The organism is Aquimarina penaris, from assembly GCF_040786285.1.
Classification (GTDB): Bacteria; Bacteroidota; Bacteroidia; order Flavobacteriales; family Flavobacteriaceae; genus Aquimarina.
Genome location: NZ_JBFMKQ010000001.1, coordinates 1,205,915 through 1,229,006 on the forward strand (window position 1 = coordinate 1,205,915; position 23,092 = coordinate 1,229,006).

Annotated in this window: 22 protein-coding genes; 11 read left to right on the plus strand and 11 right to left on the minus strand. The window is 34.8% G+C overall.

The features are described 5' to 3' along the window. Positions 1 to 2 precede the first annotated feature (2 nt). Both lgt and ABW637_RS04900 read right to left on the minus strand, forming a co-directional pair. Positions 3 to 827: a prolipoprotein diacylglyceryl transferase gene (lgt, locus tag ABW637_RS04895; RefSeq protein ID WP_367583516.1), complete on the minus strand. Its 825-nt coding sequence runs from the start codon at positions 825 to 827 to the stop codon at positions 3 to 5. An 8-nt stretch (positions 828 to 835) separates the two neighbouring features. After that, positions 836 to 1,714 (minus strand): cell division protein FtsX, encoded by an 879-nt coding sequence (locus ABW637_RS04900; protein WP_367583517.1) that lies wholly within the window; start codon positions 1,712 to 1,714, stop codon positions 836 to 838. 198 nt (positions 1,715 to 1,912) lie between these two features. Here ABW637_RS04900 and ABW637_RS04905 point away from each other — a divergent pair, with 198 nt between their 5' ends. From ABW637_RS04905 to ABW637_RS04925, 5 genes are all read left to right on the plus strand, one after another. After that, on the plus strand, positions 1,913 to 2,836 hold the full coding sequence (locus ABW637_RS04905) for a ketopantoate reductase family protein (RefSeq protein WP_367583518.1): 924 nt from the start codon (positions 1,913 to 1,915) through the stop codon (positions 2,834 to 2,836). Between the two features lie 322 nt (positions 2,837 to 3,158). Beyond that, the gene (locus tag ABW637_RS04910) at positions 3,159 to 6,173 is read left to right on the plus strand and encodes a leucine--tRNA ligase (RefSeq protein WP_367583519.1); all 3,015 of its coding nucleotides are present in this window, start codon (positions 3,159 to 3,161) and stop codon (positions 6,171 to 6,173) included. A 207-nt stretch (positions 6,174 to 6,380) separates the two neighbouring features. After that, positions 6,381 to 6,641 (plus strand): SemiSWEET transporter, encoded by a 261-nt coding sequence (locus ABW637_RS04915; protein ID WP_367583520.1) that lies wholly within the window; start codon positions 6,381 to 6,383, stop codon positions 6,639 to 6,641. Between the two features lie 134 nt (positions 6,642 to 6,775). Next, positions 6,776 to 7,891, plus strand: a complete 1,116-nt coding sequence (gene ald, locus ABW637_RS04920) for an alanine dehydrogenase (protein WP_367583521.1) — start codon at positions 6,776 to 6,778, stop codon at positions 7,889 to 7,891. Between the two features lie 108 nt (positions 7,892 to 7,999). Beyond that, a complete protein-coding gene (locus ABW637_RS04925; RefSeq protein WP_367583522.1) occupies positions 8,000 to 8,692 on the plus strand; it encodes a zinc metallopeptidase in 693 nt (230 codons plus the stop codon). Positions 8,693 to 8,772: 80 nt separating this feature from the next. On the opposite strand, the gene ABW637_RS04930 is transcribed toward ABW637_RS04925, so the two are convergent. Both ABW637_RS04930 and ABW637_RS04935 read right to left on the minus strand, forming a co-directional pair. Beyond that, a complete protein-coding gene (locus ABW637_RS04930; RefSeq protein WP_367583523.1) occupies positions 8,773 to 9,243 on the minus strand; it encodes an Lrp/AsnC ligand binding domain-containing protein in 471 nt (156 codons plus the stop codon). Between the two features lie 317 nt (positions 9,244 to 9,560). Beyond that, positions 9,561 to 10,931 carry a saccharopine dehydrogenase family protein gene (locus tag ABW637_RS04935; protein WP_367583524.1) on the minus strand — a complete coding sequence of 457 codons (1,371 nt, stop codon included), beginning with the start codon at positions 10,929 to 10,931 and terminating at the stop codon, positions 9,561 to 9,563. 137 nt (positions 10,932 to 11,068) lie between these two features. Between ABW637_RS04935 and ABW637_RS04940 the strand changes: the two genes are divergently transcribed. Both ABW637_RS04940 and pckA read left to right on the plus strand, forming a co-directional pair. Then, positions 11,069 to 11,467, plus strand: coding sequence for a DUF423 domain-containing protein (locus ABW637_RS04940; RefSeq protein WP_367583525.1), 399 nt, complete (start codon positions 11,069 to 11,071; stop codon positions 11,465 to 11,467). Between the two features lie 68 nt (positions 11,468 to 11,535). Beyond that, positions 11,536 to 13,152, plus strand: a complete 1,617-nt coding sequence (gene pckA, locus ABW637_RS04945) for a phosphoenolpyruvate carboxykinase (ATP) (protein WP_367583526.1) — start codon at positions 11,536 to 11,538, stop codon at positions 13,150 to 13,152. 82 nt (positions 13,153 to 13,234) lie between these two features. On the opposite strand, the gene ABW637_RS04950 is transcribed toward pckA, so the two are convergent. Then, positions 13,235 to 13,981: a uroporphyrinogen-III synthase gene (locus tag ABW637_RS04950; protein ID WP_367583527.1), complete on the minus strand. Its 747-nt coding sequence runs from the start codon at positions 13,979 to 13,981 to the stop codon at positions 13,235 to 13,237. Between the two features lie 32 nt (positions 13,982 to 14,013). Then, positions 14,014 to 14,664 (minus strand): DUF4271 domain-containing protein, encoded by a 651-nt coding sequence (locus ABW637_RS04955; RefSeq protein ID WP_367583528.1) that lies wholly within the window; start codon positions 14,662 to 14,664, stop codon positions 14,014 to 14,016. Positions 14,665 to 14,846: 182 nt separating this feature from the next. Here ABW637_RS04955 and ABW637_RS04960 point away from each other — a divergent pair, with 182 nt between their 5' ends. The 3 genes from ABW637_RS04960 to ABW637_RS04970 are packed head-to-tail and all read left to right on the plus strand — an operon-like array spanning position 14,847 to position 17,415. Beyond that, the gene (locus ABW637_RS04960; RefSeq protein WP_367583529.1) at positions 14,847 to 15,578 is read left to right on the plus strand and encodes a polyprenol monophosphomannose synthase; all 732 of its coding nucleotides are present in this window, start codon (positions 14,847 to 14,849) and stop codon (positions 15,576 to 15,578) included. Continuing rightward, positions 15,575 to 16,915 carry a dihydroorotase gene (locus ABW637_RS04965; RefSeq protein WP_367583530.1) on the plus strand — a complete coding sequence of 447 codons (1,341 nt, stop codon included), beginning with the start codon at positions 15,575 to 15,577 and terminating at the stop codon, positions 16,913 to 16,915. The genes ABW637_RS04960 and ABW637_RS04965 overlap by 4 nt, the downstream gene beginning before the upstream one ends. Continuing rightward, a complete protein-coding gene (locus tag ABW637_RS04970) occupies positions 16,912 to 17,415 on the plus strand; it encodes a DUF4296 domain-containing protein (RefSeq protein ID WP_367583531.1) in 504 nt (167 codons plus the stop codon). Before ABW637_RS04965 ends, ABW637_RS04970 begins: the two co-directional genes overlap by 4 nt. Here the strand turns inward: ABW637_RS04970 and ABW637_RS04975 are convergent. Further along, entirely contained in the window at positions 17,390 to 18,397 is a 1,008-nt protein-coding gene (locus ABW637_RS04975; RefSeq protein ID WP_367583532.1) for an SDR family oxidoreductase, read from the minus strand. The two genes, ABW637_RS04970 and ABW637_RS04975, sit on opposite strands and share 26 nt — an antisense overlap. 112 nt (positions 18,398 to 18,509) lie before the next feature. Between ABW637_RS04975 and tyrS the strand changes: the two genes are divergently transcribed. Further along, positions 18,510 to 19,805 carry a tyrosine--tRNA ligase gene (gene tyrS / locus ABW637_RS04980; protein ID WP_367583533.1) on the plus strand — a complete coding sequence of 432 codons (1,296 nt, stop codon included), beginning with the start codon at positions 18,510 to 18,512 and terminating at the stop codon, positions 19,803 to 19,805. 191 nt (positions 19,806 to 19,996) lie between these two features. Here the strand turns inward: tyrS and ABW637_RS04985 are convergent, their stop codons facing one another. The 4 genes from ABW637_RS04985 to ABW637_RS05000 all read right to left on the minus strand — a co-directional run bounded on the left by ABW637_RS04985 (position 19,997) and on the right by ABW637_RS05000 (position 23,065). Next, a complete protein-coding gene (locus ABW637_RS04985) occupies positions 19,997 to 20,446 on the minus strand; it encodes a YHS domain-containing (seleno)protein (RefSeq protein WP_367583534.1) in 450 nt (149 codons plus the stop codon). Positions 20,447 to 20,536: 90 nt separating this feature from the next. Next, positions 20,537 to 21,055 carry a DUF350 domain-containing protein gene (locus ABW637_RS04990; RefSeq protein WP_367583535.1) on the minus strand — a complete coding sequence of 173 codons (519 nt, stop codon included), beginning with the start codon at positions 21,053 to 21,055 and terminating at the stop codon, positions 20,537 to 20,539. A gap of 4 nt (positions 21,056 to 21,059) precedes the next feature. Beyond that, a complete protein-coding gene (locus ABW637_RS04995; RefSeq protein WP_367583536.1) occupies positions 21,060 to 22,082 on the minus strand; it encodes a hypothetical protein in 1,023 nt (340 codons plus the stop codon). Between the two features lie 2 nt (positions 22,083 to 22,084). Beyond that, positions 22,085 to 23,065, minus strand: a complete 981-nt coding sequence (locus ABW637_RS05000) for a LuxE/PaaK family acyltransferase (protein ID WP_367583537.1) — start codon at positions 23,063 to 23,065, stop codon at positions 22,085 to 22,087. Positions 23,066 to 23,092 lie beyond the last annotated feature (27 nt).

A 23,092-nucleotide genomic window follows, 5' to 3' on the forward strand; every position in this document is an offset into this window, starting at 1 on the left:
GATCAATTTGTAAATTTAATTTTCTTCGTACCGATTATTATTAATGCTATTCCGATAAGGATAAAAGGAATACTTAATAATTGCCCCATATTTAGTGTCATACCATCTTCAAAAGCAACTTGATTTTCTTTGAAAACCTCTAATAGTAACCTTGCCGAAAAAAGGGTAGCTAATAATACTCCAAAGATAACACCTTGATTATTTTTTACATTAGTCTTTTTGTAGAGATACCATAACAATCCAAAAATCATCAGGTATGAAAAAGCTTCATATAGTTGTGTGGGATGTCTTGGGATCAAATCGTCTTTCATAAAGATAACACCGTAGTTTCCTTGGGTTGGTTTTCCGTAGATCTCAGAATTCATAAAGTTTCCAAATCGTATAAATGCTCCTGTTACAGGTGCTCCTATTGCTACGCGGTCTAGTATCCAAAGCAAAGATGTTTTACTGCGTAAACTGTAGATTATGATTGCTAATATTGCTCCAATACTTCCTCCATGACTTGCTAACCCTGCAAAGCCAGTAAAATGCCAATTTCCATCAACAATCTGAAATGGTAAAAATATTTCCAGAGGATGCTCAGAAAAATAAGCGAAATCATAAAAGAGGCAATGCCCTAAACGTGCGCCTACTAGTATACCAATAAATAGATAGGTAGATAATTTTTCGAGATTTTCAACAGAGATGTTTTCTGATTTATAGATGCGTTTTACCACCTCGTAGCCAAGTAACAAGCCCAAAACAAAAAGTATTCCGTAGTATTTTAAAGGAAAAGTTCCAAATAACTTTGCAATCTCAGGATCGACATTCCATTCTATTGGCCCCATAAAATTTATTAATAATACAGTTCGTCTGTTCTAAGATTTAAAAATCGTTGTGTAGCAAAAAATGTGCTTATCCAGGTAATTAATACTCCAATTCCAAAAACACCTAAAAACAAGATAATAAGTAGGATTTCGTCTTCAAGCAGAGCCAATTCTGGAAATGTCTTGTTGAGATAGTATAATACAATTGCTACTCCAATTAAAGCTACAATAGCACCAATCATGCCCAGGCGGACACTTTTCCATACAAAAGGCTTACGAATAAACTTCTTGGTGGCACCTACCATTTGCATGGTTTTTATTATAAACCTTTTAGAGTATACAGATAATCGTATTGAACTATTGATAAGTAAGACTGCAATAAATGTAAAAACTCCGCTAATTAATAATACCCAAAAGCTAATTCTTTTAATATTATCATTTAACAAAGAAATCAAAGGTTTATCATAAATTACTTCGTCTACAAAATTCTTTTTTGTGATCGAAGTAGAAATTTCTTCTATTTTATCTGGGGCAACATAATCAGCTTTTAGATAGACATCAATTGAGTTTTGGAGTGGGTTATATCCTAGAAAATCCATAAAATTTTCCCCAATATCCTTACTATGCTCTTCGGCAGCTTCGTCCTTAGAGATAAAAGTGGTTGATTTTGTATATTCTGCAAGTGCTAATGTTTTTTCGAGCTGTTTTATCTCTACATCTTTAGCGGTATCTTTTAAGTAAATGGTGAGCGCAATTTTTTCCTTAAAATGATCTGCAACTTTTTTAGTGTTTAAAACCAATAAGCCTAATAAGCCCAATAAAAATAACACTAACGAAATACTAATAACTACAGAGAAATAAGAAGAAATTAGTCGTCGTTTTTGATATTTTTCGAAAGATGAGCTCATAGATAATTTGATTTTTGCGTAAAAATAATAAAGTTTAATGAGACTCCTATTTTAAATGCTTTAGCATTTTGAAATAAGTAAAGCTTAATACATCCCATTGTAGAACGGGATCTCTTTATTTTGTGTTTTCATTAACTTTTGTTTCTATAGGAATAACGTATACTTGAAGAGATTCTTGTTTATAAAATAGTTTAAAATATGCATACAGTCATTATTGGTGTAGGAGGTGTTGGAGGGTATTTTGGAGGAAAAATTTCTTATTCAGGTCAAAAAGTTACTCTGGTCGCCAGAGGAAAACATCTAGAAGCTATTATACAAAACGGATTACAAGTACGAAGTATAGATGGGGATTTTGTTACACGTCCGTTTCTGGCAACCAATACTATTGATGAGGTAGAAAAAGCAGATCTGATTTTAATTTGTACAAAGTCTTGGCAAGTTCCCGAAGCAGCAGCATTGATCAAACCTATTCTAAAAGATGAAACTATCGTGATTCCTTTACAGAATGGTGCTGATAATGCAGAAAAATTGCTTTCTGTTTTAGATGCAAAGCATGTGTTGGGAGGGCTATGTAAAATTTATAGTAAAATAGAGGCTCCGGGAGTAATTTCTCATTTTGGCCACCCTCCCGAAGTGGTTTTTGGGGAAACAGATAAGAGTATCACCGATCGCTTACAGAAGGTAAAAGAGGTATTTGATAAAGCCGGATTTAGCAATGTCATTTCAAAAGATATTTATGTAGATATCTGGAGCAAGTTTATGTTTATTGCTACGGTAAGTGGTCTAGGTGCGTTAACCAGAGCCACTATCGGCGAAATGTATGAAAATCCACGAATCAAAAAGATATTAGAACAAACGGCAACCGAGATTTATGAGGTGGGTAAAGCAAAAGGAGTTGCATTACCAAAAGACCTTGTCAATAGCATTATGTTTTTTATTGGCAAACAACCTTATGATTCTACCGCATCAACACAGCGAGATATTATAGAGGGCAGAGCTTCAGAATTAGATAATTTGAACGGTTTTATAGTCAAAGAAGGTAAAAAACTGGGAATTCCCACTCCTGCAAATACTTTTGTTTACAGTTGTTTACAACCTATGGAAGTTAAAGCGCGAAAATAAGTCTTTGTTATTCAAATGAAATAACTTCAAATTATAACCATTTAACTTCTATTAAGAACCTAATTGCATATAAAAAGCACTTCAAAGGTTAAAATTATAAGTAGAAAGGGTATAAAAAGAACCTCAAAGGTTAAAATTTTAACCAAAAAGCATCTTCGAAGATGCTTTTTGGTTCTTCGAAGACTAAAAAAGGTACTTCCGAACCTTTTAGATTAAAAGACAGCAGAACTTTACTTTTTACAATCATAGCAAACAATTAACCTAAGATGTTGCTGTACTATCCTGAAGGTTTTAGTAAATTTGCGGTCTTAATTTTAGATGAATGAGCTACGATTTTAATACCATTGAAGCCAGATGGCAAAAATATTGGGCAGAAAACGAGACGTTTAAAGCGCAAAACGAAAGTGATAAACCAAAGTATTATGTATTGGATATGTTTCCTTACCCATCGGGTGCGGGATTACATGTAGGTCATCCGCTAGGATATATTGCCAGTGATATTTATGCACGTTATAAACGCCATAAAGGATTTAATGTACTGCATCCACAAGGGTATGACTCTTTTGGGTTACCGGCAGAGCAATATGCTATCCAAACAGGACAGCATCCTGCTATTACTACCAAAGAAAACATTGCTCGTTATCGTGAGCAATTAGATAAAATAGGATTCTCTTTTGATTGGAGTCGTGAGGTAAGAACCAGCGATCCTAAGTTTTATAAATGGACCCAGTGGATCTTTATTGAGCTTTTCAATTCGTGGTATGACAACCAAGCTAATAAAGCAAGAACTATTGATGAGCTAGAGGCAGTTTTTGCTTTAGAAGGAAATACAAAAGTAAGTGCTGTTTGCGATGAAGACATCACCGAATTTACAGCAGAGAATTGGAATAACTTTTCATCTAAAGAAAAACAAGAAGTATTACTAAAATACAGGCTAACCTATTTAGCAGAAACCGAAGTAAATTGGTGCCCACAACTGGGAACCGTATTAGCTAATGATGAGATTGTAAACGGAGTTTCAGAACGTGGTGGATATCCTGTGATTCGTAAAAAGATGACTCAATGGAGTATGCGTATCTCTGCCTATGCACAGCGTTTACTTGATGGACTCAATACAATCGATTGGCCACAACCTTTAAAAGATTCACAAACTAATTGGATAGGACGTTCTGAGGGAGCAAGCGTCACTTTTAAGGTTAAAGAGCATAATGAAACAATTGAGGTATTTACAACCCGACCAGATACAATCTTTGGAGCAACATTTATGACTTTGGCTCCAGAGCACGAATTAGTTCAAAAAATTACCACACCAGAACAAAAAGCCGAGATAGATGCTTATATAGAGGCCACAGCAAAGCGCAGTGAGCGCGAACGTATGGCCGATGTAAAAACCATAAGTGGGATATTTACCGGGGCATATGCCGAGCACCCGTTTACCAAAGAGCCTGTGCCGATATGGATTGGTGACTATGTGTTGGCTGGATATGGCACTGGAGCTGTAATGGCTGTGCCATGCGGAGATCAACGTGATTACGATTTTGCAAAGCATTTTAATATCCCGATTACCAATATTTTTGAAGGAATCGATATTTCTGAAGAAGCTTTTGCCGATAAGGAAAATACCGTGATCGGAAATTCTGATTTCTTAAATGGTTTAAATTATAAGAAAGCGACAAAAAGAGCTATTTATGAATTAGAACAACTAGGTCAGGGAGAAGGTAAAATAAACTATAGATTACGCGATGCGGTTTTTAGCCGTCAGCGCTATTGGGGGGAGCCTTTCCCGGTATATTATGTTGATGGAATGCCGCAGATGATCGATGTAGCACATTTACCTATTGCATTACCAGAAGTTGAAAAATATTTACCAACCGAAACCGGGGAGCCGCCATTAGGACGTGCCGATGTTTGGGCATGGGACACCCTCAAGGGTGAGTTGGCAAAAAATGAGGATATTGATAACGTTAATATTCACCCACTAGAATTAAATACGATGCCGGGTTGGGCAGGGAGCTCATGGTACTTGTTTAGATATATGGATGCGAGTAATGAGAACGAATTCGCTTCCGCGGAAGCAATGCAATACTGGCAAAATGTAGACTTATATATAGGAGGAAGCGAGCATGCTACTGGGCACTTGCTATATTCTCGTTTTTGGGTGAAGTTTTTATATGATAGAGGATTTCTTCCGGTAGAAGAACCTTTTAAAAAGCTGATTAACCAAGGGATGATTTTGGGTACAAGTGCTTTTGCATATGGTTTTGGACCAGCTTTTTCTTATGAAAAAGTATCTGACATGGCGGATTCAGTTAAGAAAGGAATAATACCAAATAAAAAGTTTGTAATCCCGAAAGACTCATACGAAAAAGGTAAGAAACACGAGTTAGATGAGATTACAAGTGAAATTGTAGATAAAATTGTTCAAGAGTATAAAGAAAAGGGTTTTAATGTTAAGTATGTTGGGGAAGATTTTGATGGTACATTTACTCCTTTTAGAGTCAATATTGATTATTTAAAAGGTCTTACAGATAACTTAGATATCGAAGCGTTAATTAAGGACCCGATATTTAGTTTTGTTAAGGATGCAACCTTCATTCTTAATGAAGACGGTGAGTATGTCACTAATCGCGAAGTAGAAAAAATGTCCAAATCCAAATACAATGTTGTCAACCCAGATGGTATTTGTGAGCAGTATGGGGCAGATAGCTTACGTTTGTATGAGATGTTTCTGGGTCCATTAGAACAAGCAAAACCCTGGAACACAGCTGGGATTACGGGGGTGCATTCGTTTCTTAAAAAATTATGGAAACTATATCATTCCTCCCTTGAGGGAGGTAAGGAGGGTGTTTTCAGCGTAAGCGAAACCGAACCCACAAAAGATGATCTCAAGACATTACATAAAACCATTAAAAAGGTAGAAGAGGATATCGAGAATTTCTCATTCAATACATCGGTAAGTACCTTTATGATTGCGGTAAATGAGTTGACGGCTCAAAAATGTAACGCTAGAGCAATCCTTGAGCCGTTATTGGTATTAATTTCGCCATATGCACCACATATTGCTGAAGAACTTTGGCAAAAACTTGGGCATAATGAGTCTGTCGCTACTGCCACTTTTCCTGTGTTTGACGAGAAACACTTGGTAGAAAGTACCAAGCAATATCCGATTTCGTTTAATGGCAAAATGCGTTTTATGTTAGAGTTGTCTTTGGATTTAAGCAAAGAAGAAATTGAAGCTGCGGTGATGGCTCATGAAAAAACAAAACAACAACTTGATGGTCGAGCACCTAAAAAGGTAATCGTAGTACCTGGTAAGATTGTGAATGTGGTAGGGTAAAGCGTAGAGGAGATGTATTAAAAAATAAAACCGTCAAATCGAGTGGTTTTTCGAAATGACCTCTCGACTACACTCGAGGTGACAGAAGAAAAATTGTATCGAGATTAGGCTTTTAAGTAAAAATAGCTTGTTTTCGATACATTTTTGCTACTGCAAAAACAATCAAACTGATGCAATTTAAGTTCTATTCTTCTTAAAGATAGTAATATGATCAACCCAACAGAAATCCTTGGACTTATAGCAGCTGTTTTAACCACTGCTGCATTTCTACCCCAAGTCTATAAAACCTGGAAAACAAAATCTACAGATAGTTTATCCTTAAGTATGTTGTTAATTTTTGTTTCAGGAGTGCTATGTTGGTTGATTTATGGGTTTTTGATAAGCAGTTTTCCAATTATTTTAGCTAATTTTATAACAGCAATTTCAGGTTTTCTGCTGTTGTATTTTAAGTATCGATATAAAAACTAACATAAACTCTTCAGGTTTATCGTTTTTTAACAATTTCTATTATAATCCCTTAAAATTATCGATACAATATTTTTTGAATACGATTTATTGGTTTATTTCATAAAAACAGCTATTTTCGACAAAAAAATAAGAATATGATAATTGGTGTTCCTAAGGAAATCAAAAATAACGAGAACCGAGTAGGTGTAACCCCTGCCGGTACTATGGAACTCGTTAGACATGGTCACACTGTTTTCATTCAGCAAAATGCTGGTCTGCAGAGTGGTTTTAATGATGATGAGTATATCTCTGCTGGAGGTAAAATTTTACCTACCATCGAAGAGGTGTACCAAACCGCAGAAATGATTATTAAGGTTAAGGAACCTATTGAACCAGAATATGCTTTGATCAAAAAAGATCAATTACTGTTTACATATTTTCACTTTGCTTCTAGCGAGGTGTTAACAAAAGCAATGATCAATAGTGGTTCTGTATGTGTTTCTTATGAAACGGTAGAGGATCCTGATCGTAGTTTACCATTATTAACGCCAATGAGCGAAGTAGCGGGTAGAATGTCTATACAACAAGGAGCAAAATATTTAGAAAAACCTTTAAAAGGAAGAGGAATTCTTCTTGGAGGTGTTCCCGGTGTAGCTCCGGCTAAAGTACTTGTACTTGGAGGAGGAGTTGTAGGTACGCAAGCTGCAAAAATGGCTGCTGGTATGGGTGCAGATGTTACTATCCTTGATATTAGTGTAAAGCGTATGCGTTATCTTGATGATGTAATGCCAGCCAATGTAAATACTGAGTATTCAAATGAATATACAATTCGTAAACATATCAAAACATCAGATCTTATTGTTGGAGGAGTATTGATACCGGGTGCTAAGGCGCCAAAATTAATCACTCGCGATATGCTTACCGATATGCGTCCAGGAACTGTGTTGGTGGATGTAGCTGTAGATCAAGGAGGTTGTTTTGAAACTACAAAACCCACAACCCATCAGGATCCGGTGTATATTATAGATGATGTAGTGCATTACTCTGTGGCTAATATGCCAGGAGCTGTACCTTATACGTCAACTTTGGCATTAACTAATGTCACTTTGCCATATGCAGTACAACTGGCAAATAAAGGTTGGAGAACTGCTTGTGCAGAGAATGAGCCGCTTAAAAAAGGATTAAATGTCATTAATGGAGATGTTGTGTATCCTGCAATATCAGAGGCTTTCGGCCTTCCGTTAGAAGATGTTAATACATATTTAAAATAAACTCGATTTAAAGGCTAACTCAAGTTTATTTAATCAAAGACCTCGTCATTATGGCGAGGTTTTTGTATTTTATATTGTAAATTTAACAAGCATAAAAAGTATATAGTTATGATGGGATATTATATCATTGCAGGGGTCATATTTTTGGTAAGCTCGTATGTGAGTAATAAACTTAAAAGTAAGTTTAAGAAATATTCGAATCTACATCTGCAAAATGGAATGAGTGGAGCAGAGATTGCAACTAAGATGTTGCGGGATAATGGAATCCATGATGTTGAAGTGATTTCTGTAGCAGGAATGCTTACAGATCATTATAATCCAATTAAAAAAACAGTAAACCTTAGTGAAGGTGTATACAGTCAGCGTAATGCTGCAGCGGCGGCCGTTGCTGCACATGAGTGCGGTCATGCCGTACAACATGCTAAAGCCTATAGTTGGTTAACGATGCGATCTAAGATTGTACCTGCGGTAGGGATTTCGAGCAAACTTTCTAATATAGTAATTATGGCTGGTTTAGTTTTGTCTGCATCAGGGATGGTATTTGGTAATACGGTTTTCTTGGTTGGGATCTTACTATTTGCAGTAACTACATTTTTTAGTATGATTACGTTACCTGTAGAATATGATGCTAGTAATAGAGCATTGGCCTGGTTAGAAAATAATAATATGGTTACCGGTGAGGAGCATGCTGGAGCAAAAGATGCTTTAAAATGGGCAGCACGCACCTATTTAGTTGCAGCTTTAGGATCATTGGCTACATTACTGTATTTTATTTCAATTTTCTTAGGAAGAAGAGATTAATTTTTGTCAAAAGAATAGGACACACCTCACGAGTTGGTTACTGAGCTTATCAAAGTACAAAACCTGTGAGGTTTATTTGTTTAAATCTTAATCTGTCGATCTATTTGCTGATCCAGTGATATAAAAGTTTCGGTTCTGGAAACTCCTTCTATAGCTTGAATATCCTTGTTTAGAACATTCATTAAATGCTCGTTATCTCTACATAGTATTTTAATAAAAATAGACCAATTTCCTGTAGTGTAATGGCATTCAATCACTTCAGGAATATCTTTAAGCTGTTTTACTGCTTTTGGATTACTTACCGCTTTATCTAAAAAAACACCTACAAAGGCCATGGTTTTATATCCAAGTACTTTAGGGTCAATTATAAACTTTGACCCGGCAATAAGTCCAGATGCTTCAAGCTTACGAAGTCGTTGATGAATAGCAGCACCAGATATGCCCACCTTTCTTGCAATCTCCAGAATTGGTCTTCTGGCATCTTCCATAAGATTACGCAGAATCTCTTTATCAATACCATCTATTTTTAAGTTATTGTTTTCGCCTTTCATTCCTTATAAGATTACATATGTCAACAAAAATAAAGCTTATGCTTTATAATTGAAATATAAAAATACTAATAATTATGAAAACCGTATGGTTTTGGAGGTGAAATGCCACCAGAAACGACCAAATGAATTCTACGAAGGGTTGTGCTTGGATGGGTACTATAATATTACTTTTGAAGTATAGAGCCTTAGCGTTAAAAAAAATCAACCCGGCATTACTGCTACTAATGAAATAGATTCTAGTCTAGTCTATATGAGTATAACAACAAGTTATAACCTGTTAAAAATTGTACTTCTTAGATCAACATTCGTAATTCACTTTACCCTTTTACGCCGTCGGGATTATATCCTAGGTATTCGCGTTCTTTTTCATTAAAAATGATACCATACTCTTCTAATTCTTTAAGTATAGGTTCGTATACTTCTTTTTGAATAGGGATCTGAACACCAGTAGTAGTAATTTTTTTATTAAGAATGCCTAGTGCGGCCATTGCTACAGGTAAGCCTACAGTTCTTGCCATTGCTGTATAGGTTTGATCTTCTCCAGTGCTTACCATAGTGGCGTCGATCTGTTTACGTTTTCCATCAAGTTCATAACCAAATTTATGATACATCACAATCATATCTTTATCACCATGGTCGAGAGTCCATTTATCCATTAAGATTTTCTGAAGGATTTGCGCAGGTGTTGCATTAGGGATCCCTACTTTTTTATTGGGATTAAAAAGATCCAATTCTAAAAGTTTATCCCACATAATATCATCCTGATCGATTTTGAGGTAATGTCTAAGTTTTAACTCTGCCGAATCTGTAGGTGAATATGCTAAAAACGAATTTATGAAATCACGATAACTCATGTTTTCAGAATTTACCATGGTGTAATCATCAGCGGTCATACCCAGCTGTACAAAGGTGTTCCATGCCCTTGAAAACCCAACCCTTCTAATGGTTCCTCGATATAGGGTTAAAATATCGTCTAAGCCATAAATATTTTGATATTTTAAAGAATTACGATTGGCGTATGCCTCAAAACGTCCATATCCTTCAACCTCTAGAAACTCTGTTCTTCTAAATAGTTTATGATACGGAATATATTTATAGGTTCCTTCCTGAAGAAACTCTGCGGCTCCTCCTTGCCCGGCAACTACAACATTACGAGGATTCCATGTAAACTTATAATTCCATAGGTTAGTGTCACTTTCGGGTGCTACCAGACCCCCTGTAAAAGATTCAAATAATATTATTTTACCTCCCTTGTCTCGTATACGATCTATAACCTGCATGGCACTCATATGATCAATCCCGGGATCTACTCCTATTTCATTCATAAAAACCAGCCCTTTCTCACGAACTTTTTTGTCAAGTTCTTGCATTTCTGGGCTTACATAAGAAGCGGTAACCATGCACTTATTAAACTGTAAACAATCTTTGGCTACCTCAATATGAAATCGAGCTGGAAGCATTGATACTACGATATCTGCTTTTTGAATCGCTTTTTCCCTGGAATCTTTATCAAAAACATCCAATACCAGGGCTTCGGTGTTTGGATGCTTGTTAGCAAGTGTCATGGCATTTTCAATAGAGATATCCCCAATGGTTATATGAAGATTTTCAGAAATAGATTTATCCTGAAAATATTTAATTAAGACAGCAGTAGATTTACCTGCACCAATAACTAGAATCTTTCGCATACCTCCTGATATTTTGATAACTTTGATACGAATGTAGTAAATACAGTAAAAAGTAAGCTCTCAAATTTATGGGATTAATTATCTTTTTTTAAAAAATGTGTCTAAAACATAAAATCTACAATAAGATATAATCAATTATGGAGAATACAGGGATTAATAAAACAATTTTGATTACTGGTGCTGTTTTGGCGCTGTTGGCTGTACTTTTAGGAGCCTTTGGTGCGCATGGATTAGAGAAGTTAGTAGATGCCAAAAGTATAGATTCATTTAAAACGGGAGTGCGATATCAAATGTACCATGCAATTGTTTGCATTATTTTGGGGAATATGAATGGTATAAGCCCCAAATCCAAGAAGCGAATTTTTTATTTCTTTATGGGGGGAATACCCCTTTTTTCTGGGTCAATATACCTTTTGACAATTGATGATGCGTTAGGGATTTCTTTGTCAAGTATTGGTTTTGTTACGCCTTTGGGAGGTTTTTTGTTAATTTTCGGATGGATTTTCTTTATTATTTCGTTGGTTAAGATTAAGTGATTTTTTGACGGTTAGTGTAATTATTATTTATAATTTTGCACGTACATAACAAAACACAACATATTTTTATGGAACCACTGTATCCAACTACGAAAACGTTTTCGTTAAAGCATTACGGTATTGAAAATGCTACACTGCGCTACCAATTATCTCCAGAAGATCTAGAGAAAGAGGCAGTGCAAAAAGGCCAAGGAAAAATTACTAAATCTGGTGCCCTAGCAATTAATACAGGTGAATTTACTGGTCGATCTCCTATGGATCGCTTTATTGTGAAAGATCATATCACAAAAGATAAGGTGTGGTGGGGCGACATTAATCTACCTTTTGACTCCCAAAAATTTGATGCATTATATGATAAAGTAACAAAATACTTATCTGGGAAAGAAATATTTGTAAGGGATAGCTATGCCTGTTCTGATCCTGAATATAGACTGAATATAAGAGTTATCAATGAATATCCTTGGTCTAATATGTTTGCTTATAACATGTTTTTGAGACCTACAGATGAAGAATTGAAGGGTTTTGATCCAGAATGGACAGTTATCAATGCTCCTGGTTTTATGGCTGATGCCAAAACTGATGGCACGCGACAACATAATTTTGCGATTTTAAACTTTGATAGAAAAATTGCTCTTATTGGAGGTACGGGATATACTGGAGAGATTAAAAAAGGAATCTTTTCGGCATTAAATTTCATTCTTCCTGTAGAACGAGATTGTTTTCCTATGCACTGTTCTGCTAATGTGGGAGAAGAGGGTGATACTGCAATATTCTTCGGACTTTCGGGAACTGGTAAAACCACCCTGTCTACAGATCCTAATCGTAGATTAATTGGTGATGACGAACATGGTTGGACCAAAGAAAATACCATATTTAATTTTGAAGGGGGATGCTACGCAAAAGTAATTGACCTCGCTCAAGAAAAAGAGCCAGAAATATATGGGGCCATCAAAAAAGGTGCAATTCTAGAAAATGTAATCATCAAAGATAATGATGAGGTAGATTTTGCAGATACATCAATTACTCAAAATACAAGAGTAAGTTATCCAATTAATCACATTGCAAATATCCAGGAATCTTCGATTGGTAAAAACCCGAAAAATATATTCTTTTTAACGGCAGATGCATTTGGTGTAATACCACCGATCTCTAAACTAACACCTAGTCAGGCGGCATATCATTTTATATCAGGATATACAGCAAAAGTGGCTGGTACCGAAGCGGGAGTTGTAGAGCCTCAGCCTTCTTTTTCGGCTTGTTTTGGAGCGCCATTTATGCCTTTACATCCTGCAGAATATGCAGAGATGCTGATCAAAAAAATGAAAGACACAGGAGTAAATGTGTGGTTGGTTAATACCGGTTGGACTGGTGGGCCTTATGGCGTAGGAACCCGAATTAAGCTAAAGTATACAAGAGCTATGATCCAGGCCGTGCTTAATGGTGATTTAGGATTATATTCTTATGATGATTATCATATTCATTCTGTATTTGGAGTAGCACAACCTAGAACATGTCCAGGGGTTCCTGATAGTGTTTTAAGTCCTAGAGCTACCTGGAATGATGATGAGAAATACTATACAACAGCATTTAAGTTAACAAACGCGTTTAGAGAGAATTTTAAGAAATTCGAAGCGTATGCAAACGAAGAAATCAGACGAGGAGGACCTCAGCGATATTCTTTTTAAGAAGAGTATTCTTTATAAAACAACAAGGCCAGAAATTTAAATTTCTGGCCTTGTTGTTTTATATAAATAAAAGTAATGCTATTTACTTTTTATTTGCTTCTTTAATATACTTCTGAAGTGCCATAGTCATTGATGGCGTTTCTGGAGTTGGTGCCTGTATATCAACAGTTAGATCATGCTCCTCGGCCGCTTTAACCGTAGAATTACCAAAAACAGCTATTCTAGTATCGTTTTGCTTAAAATCAGGAAAGTTTTCAAAAAGAGACTGTATTCCTGATGGGCTAAAGAAAACCAATATATCGTAAAACACATCTCTTAAGTTAGAAAGATCACTCACTACAGTTTTATAAAAAACACCTTGTTTCCAATCTACTTTAAGACTATCCAAAGTATCAGGAATTAAAGGTTTTAGTTTATCTGATGATGGTAATAAAAACTTTTCGTTTTTATACTTCTTAATAAGTGGTGATAACTCCTGAAAAGTACGCTTTCCTACATATATTTTTCTTTTTCGGTATACCACATATTTTTGCAAATAATATGCTACCGCCTCACTTTGACAAAAATACTTCAGTGTATCAGGAACTTTGAAACGCATTTCTTCTGCGATTCTAAAAAAATGATCAACAGAATTGCGGCTAGTAAGAATAATAGCGGTGTATTGTGATAAATCCACTTTTTGTAATCTTACTTCCTTTGCATCAACCCCCTCCACATGAATAAATGGAATAAAGTCAATTTTTACTTTTTCCCTTTCCTCTAGATCAAAATAAGGTGAATTTTCTACTTTAGGCTCTGGTTGAGAGACCAAAATTGTTTTCACTTTCATATATATTCTTTTCTTACGTTCCTATCTTAGTACTAAACGAGCTTGTACAATATAAGATAAGGCGCGATTTCAAGTGCGCAAAGATACAAAATAAAATAAAACATATGGTTCAAAATAGTATTTTCATTTTTTCGGTAGAAAGAAATAAGTACAATAATGTTAAGAACCACAATCGCTGCAAACAATATTATAAAAGCAATTTTTGAGGGTTGTATAGAATATATAAATATAATATTTATTGGCAATAGTAGTAGTCCTATAAAATTGCGATAGGATACTTTATAAAATAGGTATTCATCTATTATAGCATCAATTGAAAAAATAGTAGCTACAATTTTTTCAATTAATAATTTACAGATAATAATTACCGTGTAGAGTATTGAAATTTTAAAATATAAAGTAATCTCAATGGGTGTTGCCCGCCATTCGAAAACATCAAAACATATATATATAAATAAAGATACCGAGGTAATTTGTAAAAGCAGTAAAACAACATTAAACAAAGAGGAAAGCTTATTTGGTTTCTGATAAGAAATAATATACTTGTTATTACTAAAAAGTGCTACGAAATCATAAAATCGTAAAGCGTTAATGCCTTTAGCTATGGCTAATAAGACAAGGCAAAACACAATCAAAATTGTGAGCCAATTGGTCGATGTTATTTCGCGCGTAATGAATTCCATGAGTTATTGATGATAAAATTACAATCTATTAACGAATAAAAGCAAAAAAAATGTGTGGATCTGGATATTATTAACAGGAATACATTTTAAACCACTCATTTATAATCTATAGAGAGAACCACAGGTTTTTCATTATAGGTAGGAATGATTATTTGGTTATATTTGCTTGAAAAATAGTATAGATGGCAGATGCCTTAGTTATCATTCCTACCTATAATGAAATTGAAAATGTTGAGCGTATCATTAAGAATGTATTTTCGCTGCAACGTAATTTCCACATTTTGATAGTAGATGATAATTCTCCAGATGCTACCGCCTCTAAGGTAGAAGAATTACAATTAGAATATACCGAAAGCCTTTTTTTGCTTCGCCGAGAAGGTAAATTGGGCCTGGGTACGGCATATATTGCCGGTTTTAGATGGGCTTTAGAACGTTCTTACGAGTATATTTTTGAGATGGATGCAGATTTTTCGCATAATCCCAATGATCTAATACGATTATATAATGCTTGTGCTAAAGGCTCTTCGCACGTTGCTATAGGATCGAGATATGTTACAGGAGTAAATGTTGTTAACTGGCCAATGAGTAGAGTTTTATTATCATGGTTAGCCTCAAAATATGTTCGTTTTATAACCGGAATGGATATTCATGACACAACTGCAGGATTTATCTGTTATAAAAGAGAGGTGTTAGAAAGTATAAATCTTGAAAAAATTCGATTTGTCGGATATGCTTTTCAGATCGAAATGAAATTTAAAGCCTATTTATTGAAATTTAAAATAAAAGAAATACCGGTAGTCTTTACAGACAGAACCCGTGGCACTTCAAAAATGAGCAAAGGAATTATTTCTGAAGCAGTTTTTGGGGTTATAAAAATGAAGTTTAAGAGCTTATTTAAAAGTTATGAGATATGAATAATGTACTTATTAAAAACGCAAACATTGTTAATGAAGGAACAATTTTTAATGGTGACATTTATATAGAAAATGGCATCTTTAAAGAAATAGCATCGCATATAAGTGCAAAATCTGCGAATGTACAGATCATTGATGCAGAAGGTAAATACCTAATCCCTGGGGTAATCGATGATCAGGTGCATTTTAGAGAACCTGGCTTAACCCACAAAGCGAACATTGCAACAGAATCTAGAGCAGCTATTGCCGGAGGGATTACCTCATTTATAGAAATGCCTAATACGGTACCCCAAACAACTACGATAGAAAAGTTAGAAGAAAAATTTGAAATAGCAGCAAAAACCAGTTATGCTAACTATTCCTTTATGTTTGGAGGGACCAATGATAATCTAGAGGAAATAAGTAAAGTAGATAAGAAAAATGTAGCAGGTTTAAAGCTGTTTCTTGGATCTTCTACCGGAGATATGCTTGTTGATAAGCCTGAGGTTTTAGAGAAAATATTTGCATCTACAGACCTTTTGATTTCGGTACATTGTGAAGATGAACGGACGGTTAGGGACAATACGGCAAAATATAAGGCTCAATATGGAGAAGATATCCCCATAGAGCTTCACCCAATTATTAGGAGTGAAGAAGCATGTTATTTGTCATCATCAAAAGCTGTTGAACTCGCTAAAAAAACTGGAGCTAGATTGCATGTTTTTCACCTCTCTACGGCAAAGGAGTTAGATTTATTCAGGAATGATATACCTTTAAAAGAAAAGAAAATAACTGCCGAAGTTTGTATTCATCATTTATGGTTTTCTGATGCAGATTATAAGCGTAAAGGAACCTTGATTAAATGGAATCCTGCGGTAAAAACCGCTAACGATCGTGAAGCTTTGTTTCAGGCATTATTAGAGGATAAATTAGATGTGATAGCTACAGATCATGCACCACATACAATCGAAGAAAAAGACAATGTGTATACCAAAGCACCTTCTGGAGGGCCATTGGTGCAACATGCGCTTCCTGCGATGTTAGAGTTTTATCACCAGGGTAAAATTAGTCTAGAAAAGATTGTTGAGAAAATGTGCCATAATCCAGCAATCTTATTTCAGGTTGAAAAAAGAGGGTATATAAAAGAAGGATATTTTGCCGATGCTGTTTTGGTAGATCTAAATGCTCCCTGGACAGTAACTAAAGATAATATAGCGTATAAATGTGGTTGGTCTCCTTTTGAAGATACTACCTTTAAATCAAGAATAACACATACTTTTGTTAACGGAAGTTTGGCATATGAAAACTTTACCTTTAATGATACGAAGCATGCGCAACGATTAACTTTTGATAGATGATTAAAAATATAAAATACAGTATATTAGTTCTGTTTTTATTTGCTTGTCAAAGCATTGAAAAAGCTTCTGAGCCAAAGGTTTTGATAGAGGAAGATCGCATGGTTGAAATTCTTACAGATATTGCTTTTGTAAAGGCAGCCAAATCTTCTCATAGAAAAGTGTTTGAGCAGAAAAAAATCAACCCCGAAGCGTACATTCTTAAAAAACATGGAATCGACAGCGTTATTTTTGCAGAGAATAATAGATGGTATGCAGATCAACTAGAAACGTATGAAGAAATTTTTAAGCGTGTAAAAGGTAATTTGGAAAAGTCCCGAGATGCATTTGAAAAATTAAAAAAAGAAGAAGACTCTATTAAAAAGATAGAAGATTCTATTGTGAAAAGTAAAGACACGCTACAAACGAAAGATAAACTCATCATTTCCGAGTTAGAAGCTATAGATAAGAATATAGAAACGGCAAAACAGAAAAGACTTAAACCTCGTTTAAAAAAGCAGTAGCAGTTTTTTTTATGGCGCCATCTACCTTAGTGAATTCGTACTTCAATTCGTTTTTGATTTTATCATTTTTATAATATGAAGTAGAAAGAGCGCTTCGTATAGAGGATTTAAATATTGAGCGTTTGGTTCTAAAGATATAGTGACTTATTCTTTGGATATGATAAGCGAATTTTAATAAAAAAGAAGAAGCTTTCTTTGTAGGAATCGGCTTTTTTAAGGCGGTTGCAATCATATCAAAGGCTTCTTTATAACTTAAATTTTCACTAACCAGGATATATCTTTCATTACTATAATTACCGATCATGAGCTGATGCATGATATTGATTACATCATCTATGGCTATATATCCAGTAGCTCCGGTAGTATAGTATTTCATTCCTGCATAGATTCTTTTAAATAGAAATCCGCTACCACCACCATAAAAACCAGGGCCGATAATAATCCCTGGATTAACAATCACTGTGGTAAGACCTTCTTGAGAACCTCTCCAGACTTCCATTTCGGCTCCATATTTTGTAATGGCATATACCGATTTTTGAGTTTCGGGATTCCATTCTGCAGTTTCGTCAATATAAGATACAGAAGGATCTTCTTCTAAAGTAGCAATAGAGCTTACATGACACAGTTTCTTTACTTTATGAATCAAACAAAGGTTTACGATATTAGCAGTGCCTTCGATATTCACTTTTCGTAATTTTTTATAATGAGATGGATTAAAGCTAATTTTTGCGGCGCAATGATATACATGTGTTACTCCTTTAAAAGCTTCAGATAACTCTGGGACATCATTAATTGTAGTTTTAACCCATTCTATAGTTTCGAACAGATTTTCTTTTTCAGGCAAATAATAAGAAAACATTTTTTTGGCGTGTTCTTTTTTAGATTCTGATCGATATAAGGCTCGTATCGCTTGTTTTTCTTGCGTAAGCTTAACCAGCAAATGAGTCCCTACTAAACCTGTTGCTCCTGTAACTAATATCATAATGTGTGTTCTGTAGTACTAAAGTAAACATATTTAGGATTTCTGCTGTATTGATAGTTCCATATTAACCAGATTTTTATCTTTGTCGCGTCTTAATTCAATGCCAATAAAAATGACCAAGAATTTTATAGAAGAGCTACAGTGGAGAGGTATGTTGCATGATGCAATGCCAGGGACCGAAGAATACCTACTAGAACAAATGAGAGCAGCTTATGTAGGGTTTGATCCTACTGCAGATTCATTACACATAGGTAACCTGGTGCCGATTATGTTATTAGCACATTACCAAAGAGCAGGTCATAAGCCTTTTGCGTTAGTAGGAGGAGCTACCGGGATGATTGGGGACCCGTCTGGGAAATCTGCAGAGCGTAACCTTTTGGATGAGAAAACCCTCAGACATAATCAGGAAGCGATAAAAGCTCAATTATCGAGATTTTTAGATTTTGAAAGTGATGCATCTAACGCTGCGGTATTGGTAAATAACTATGATTGGATGAAAGATTTTTCATTCCTCGAGTTTATTAGAGATGTAGGGAAACATATTACGGTAAATTATATGATGGCCAAAGACTCTGTAAAGAATCGTATTTCTTCAGAATCAACAGATGGGATGTCGTTTACAGAGTTTACATATCAATTAGTGCAAGGATATGATTTCTTGCATTTGTATAGAGAGCATGGTTGTACGCTACAAATGGGTGGTAGTGATCAATGGGGAAATATTACCACAGGAACCGAACTGATTAGAAGAATAGGTGGTGGTAAAGGATATGCATTAACATGCCCATTAATTACAAAATCTGACGGATCTAAATTCGGAAAATCTGAAGGTGGAAATGTGTGGCTCGATGCTAAACGAACGTCGCCATACAAATTCTATCAGTATTGGTTAAATACCAGTGATGAAGATGCAGAGAAATACATAAAGATTTTTACATTTTTAAGCAAAGAAGAGATAGAAGGTCTGGTTGTCGAACATAAAGAAGCTCCGCATTTGCGAATCCTACAAAAAAGACTGGCAGATGAGGTCACTGTTATTGTGCATTCTCAAGAGGATTTGGATAATGCCATTAAAGCATCGGCAATTCTGTTTGGGAAATCTACATCTGCGGATCTTAAGGATCTGGATGAAGCAACGTTCTTAGATGTTTTCGATGGCGTACCACAAGCCGAGGTGTCAAAAGATGCAATTGCAAATGGTTTAGATATTATAGGAGCACTGGCAGAACAAACAGGTTTTCTAAAATCTAATGGTGAGGCAAGACGTGCTCTAAAAGAGAATTCTATTTCGGTAAATAAAGAAAAAGTTACGGACAGTTTTTCGATATCAGATAAAGATTTAATTAATAAGCAGTTTGTCTTATTGCAACGTGGGAAGAAGAATTATTTCGTGATTAGAGTCATTTGATCATATTTATTCGTACAACTTGTCATTCCGGCCTACGCCGGAATGACAGAAATGAGCTGGCTGATTTAAAGCAAAACAAATTCTTAACCAAAAAAACAAAGCCTACCAGAAATTACTCTTAGTAGGCTTTGTCAACTAACCAATCAATTATTGAAAAAACTTAGCATTCAATACAGTTCGATGCAACTGTATTATCGTTTTATTTTAATTTTTTCCCAATTCGTATCTGCTTTTGTTTGCAATTGTTCTGCATCCTCTTCTATCCATTTATCTAATGTATTAACCCCCCAGGAATTATAAAATAAATATAATTTACCATCTCTTACTTCAAAAGTTTTAGGGTTAATATCTACTTTTTCACTATTAACTGCCACAGCATATGCACAGTATCCACCATATTGTGGGATAAATTTCTTGGGATTGCTATTAAACTTTTCTAAGTTTTTCTGGCTGGCAAATTTATAGTTTACATTATCATATGTAGCTACAAATCTACTATCACCCTTCACTGCTTTATTACCAAAATATTCGGTAACATCATATCCCTCTGCAACAAAACTTTTCTTGGTATTATAATCATGCTGTTGAGCACTTAATGTTGCTACAAAAACAAGAAATAATACTGTCAGTTTTTCTCTCATATTTATGTTTTGTATACCAGTGTTTTCTATTAAGACGTGAAAAACTTCCGATCATTACAATTTTAACATAAATATAAGATATTTAGTAGGTTACAGAAGAAAATTTGTGGTTTCAGGATATGGGATCAATGCACTGATTAACAAACTAATACTGTCTTTGGCAATTAACGTAATGGATAGTAGAGTAGCCGTGACCACTATAGCCGTGGCAATGTTATTTTGTTGAATATCTTTAAACTCGTTTACGCCCTTTGTAAGCGCCGAAAAAAGTAAGAAAACACATGTATTAATTAGTATCGCGAAAACAAATCCAATAAAAAGATATAGTCCAGAATATTGAATAATGGTAGCTAATGTAATTTCATTTCCGTCGGACATAGATAACCTAACCATATTGGTAATAGAAGGAATAATTTCGCTAAGGATAATCCCAATGGATAAAATTATTCCTGCCGAAAAAATTGAGAACGCTATATTATCTTCCCTAATAGAAATATTCTTAAAGAATACTTTCTGAAGAATCTTAAAGGATATAAATAATATTAATACAGAAACAAAAATAGCTAGTGCTATTTCTATAAAAGCGAGGGTTAATAGTTTGGTTTGCATATTTTTAAGTATTTGTTAGTACTATATACCAATGATTAATATTCTTAAAGTTGTTTGGCATAGTACCTAATGTAAAGTATTTATTAGTGGTTTCCCAGATGTAATATCGTTTACCATTATGTAGTTTGTAAATTCCTTTACTTGGGATATTAAGCCCTAAGATAGAATGTCTGTAATAGTCGCTATTCAGGATTGCCACATCATATCCAAAATAACTTAGAATAGCGTAAATAATAACCGTTCTAGTGTCACAATCACCTTTTAAATTACCCATAAATCCAACAGGGTTTTGTATCCCATGAGGAATATTACCAATACAGCAATCCGGGCAAGATTCTAATATAACTCGAATAGATTCTTCGTATTGATCTGCAGATTGGCAAGGGTTTTCAAAAACAAAAGAGTACGGAATATCCTGTATAAATGTAACCACCATATCGGCAAACTCAAATTGATTAAGAGTATTGGTGCTTTTTATTTCTTTAAGTTTTTTGAGGATTAGATCAAGTCTGGGGGTATCTGTTGTAGCTAGATGTTGATAAAGGTCTCCCCAGGGTAATCGACGGTATGATTGCGCACTATTAAAATACTCTTTTTTCGAGGATACATAATCTTTTTCACGTACCGAAAAATTACCTTCAAACGAGTTTCCATAGTTGTCGTTCCAACGTCTGTTTTGACTTAATAATCGTATAGAATCGCCTTTTTCAAAAATAGTTTCCTGATAAATGTTTTCAGAAATATCAGATTTTATAACCTCTTCTGATGTAGGGATATTTGAAATCATATAACGTAACCCTGAAAGTACTACTAAGAAAAAAGTGCTATATAGTATATAGCTCCATGAGAATTTGCTGTTTTCTGTGTTTTTTGACCTCCCCATTATAAAAGAAAGGGTAAGTAGTGTTATAGCAAAAGATGTAAATGTAGAAACAGGTAAAAAACCTTTTATAAAACTGCCGCCTATGACAGAAACTAATACAATAGCCAGAAATGAAAAACAACCTGCCCCTTTTTTCTTTGCCATACTTATAAAGCCATTAAATTACATCCTCTTATATCACTATGATCAAATCTTCCTAAAATTTCAAAACTTCCATTCTCATGAATTTTACCCAAATCTTGTGTGGCTATAAATGAACAAGAATTTATATTAGCCAGGTCAATAATAGTAACCCCTCCTGTTTTATTATTACCCAAATACGAAAGAGGATCTTCTGGGTTTCTAATTGATATTCTCATCCACGGAGGACAATAAAAAAGACCATTTCCTTTAGAATATGCTTGCGATAATAGTTCGGTCATACCATATTCGCTATGTATTTGCGTAACACCAAATCCATTTTTAAGTATTTGATGTAATTCTTCACGGATCATTTCTTTTCTTCGTCCTTTCATGCCGCCAGTTTCCATGATGATGGTTGTGTCATTTAGCTGTATGTCATAATTTTCAACAAGATCTAATAAAGCAAAAGAAACCCCAAGAAGCAATATTTTTTTATCCTTAATAGCGTTTTTTCGAAGTGTTTCGACCAATTTTTCTATATCATATAGGTAAAACCCACTGTCAGGATGATTACTGTCTTTAATCAATTTTTCTGCCATGTAAACCAAAGAAGACCCATCTCTCTCTAAATAAGACGGAAGTAATGCCAGTACAATATACTCGCTAATATCTCCATAAAAATACTCAAACCCTTTTCTAAAGCTTTTTTCATAAATAGTTAGATCTTTAACATAGTGCTTACTGGTTATGTTGCCAGTTGTACCGCTACTGGTAAAAACTTTATCTATTGAATAAGGGGTGCTTACTATTTTTTCTTGTTTAAAAAACTCAATAGGAAGATAGGGAATGTCTTTGCTAGATTTTATTGAAGCTTTTGTAACCCCAAGAAGATTACAGAATCTTTGATAAAAATTGTTATTAATGTACTGGTGGTTAAATACTCGTATCGCTGCCTTCTCAAAATCAGAATCGTTTTGAATGGAGAATATAGTATCTGACAGCATAAAATTAGTTCAACAAATTAGTTGAAC

Coding starts and splice junctions, on each gene's coding strand:
- lgt (WP_367583516.1), bottom strand. CDS start 827: ATGGGGCCAATAGAATGGAATGTCGATCCTGAGATTGCAAAGTTATTT.
- ABW637_RS04900 (WP_367583517.1), bottom strand. CDS start 1,714: ATGAGCTCATCTTTCGAAAAATATCAAAAACGACGACTAATTTCTTCT.
- ABW637_RS04905 (WP_367583518.1), top strand. CDS start 1,913: ATGCATACAGTCATTATTGGTGTAGGAGGTGTTGGAGGGTATTTTGGA.
- ABW637_RS04910 (WP_367583519.1), top strand. CDS start 3,159: ATGAGCTACGATTTTAATACCATTGAAGCCAGATGGCAAAAATATTGG.
- ABW637_RS04915 (WP_367583520.1), top strand. CDS start 6,381: ATGATCAACCCAACAGAAATCCTTGGACTTATAGCAGCTGTTTTAACC.
- ald (WP_367583521.1), top strand. CDS start 6,776: ATGATAATTGGTGTTCCTAAGGAAATCAAAAATAACGAGAACCGAGTA.
- ABW637_RS04925 (WP_367583522.1), top strand. CDS start 8,000: ATGATGGGATATTATATCATTGCAGGGGTCATATTTTTGGTAAGCTCG.
- ABW637_RS04930 (WP_367583523.1), bottom strand. CDS start 9,243: ATGAAAGGCGAAAACAATAACTTAAAAATAGATGGTATTGATAAAGAG.
- ABW637_RS04935 (WP_367583524.1), bottom strand. CDS start 10,931: ATGCGAAAGATTCTAGTTATTGGTGCAGGTAAATCTACTGCTGTCTTA.
- ABW637_RS04940 (WP_367583525.1), top strand. CDS start 11,069: ATGGAGAATACAGGGATTAATAAAACAATTTTGATTACTGGTGCTGTT.
- pckA (WP_367583526.1), top strand. CDS start 11,536: ATGGAACCACTGTATCCAACTACGAAAACGTTTTCGTTAAAGCATTAC.
- ABW637_RS04950 (WP_367583527.1), bottom strand. CDS start 13,981: ATGAAAGTGAAAACAATTTTGGTCTCTCAACCAGAGCCTAAAGTAGAA.
- ABW637_RS04955 (WP_367583528.1), bottom strand. CDS start 14,664: ATGGAATTCATTACGCGCGAAATAACATCGACCAATTGGCTCACAATT.
- ABW637_RS04960 (WP_367583529.1), top strand. CDS start 14,847: ATGGCAGATGCCTTAGTTATCATTCCTACCTATAATGAAATTGAAAAT.
- ABW637_RS04965 (WP_367583530.1), top strand. CDS start 15,575: ATGAATAATGTACTTATTAAAAACGCAAACATTGTTAATGAAGGAACA.
- ABW637_RS04970 (WP_367583531.1), top strand. CDS start 16,912: ATGATTAAAAATATAAAATACAGTATATTAGTTCTGTTTTTATTTGCT.
- ABW637_RS04975 (WP_367583532.1), bottom strand. CDS start 18,397: ATGATATTAGTTACAGGAGCAACAGGTTTAGTAGGGACTCATTTGCTG.
- tyrS (WP_367583533.1), top strand. CDS start 18,510: ATGACCAAGAATTTTATAGAAGAGCTACAGTGGAGAGGTATGTTGCAT.
- ABW637_RS04985 (WP_367583534.1), bottom strand. CDS start 20,446: ATGAGAGAAAAACTGACAGTATTATTTCTTGTTTTTGTAGCAACATTA.
- ABW637_RS04990 (WP_367583535.1), bottom strand. CDS start 21,055: ATGCAAACCAAACTATTAACCCTCGCTTTTATAGAAATAGCACTAGCT.
- ABW637_RS04995 (WP_367583536.1), bottom strand. CDS start 22,082: ATGGCAAAGAAAAAAGGGGCAGGTTGTTTTTCATTTCTGGCTATTGTA.
- ABW637_RS05000 (WP_367583537.1), bottom strand. CDS start 23,065: ATGCTGTCAGATACTATATTCTCCATTCAAAACGATTCTGATTTTGAG.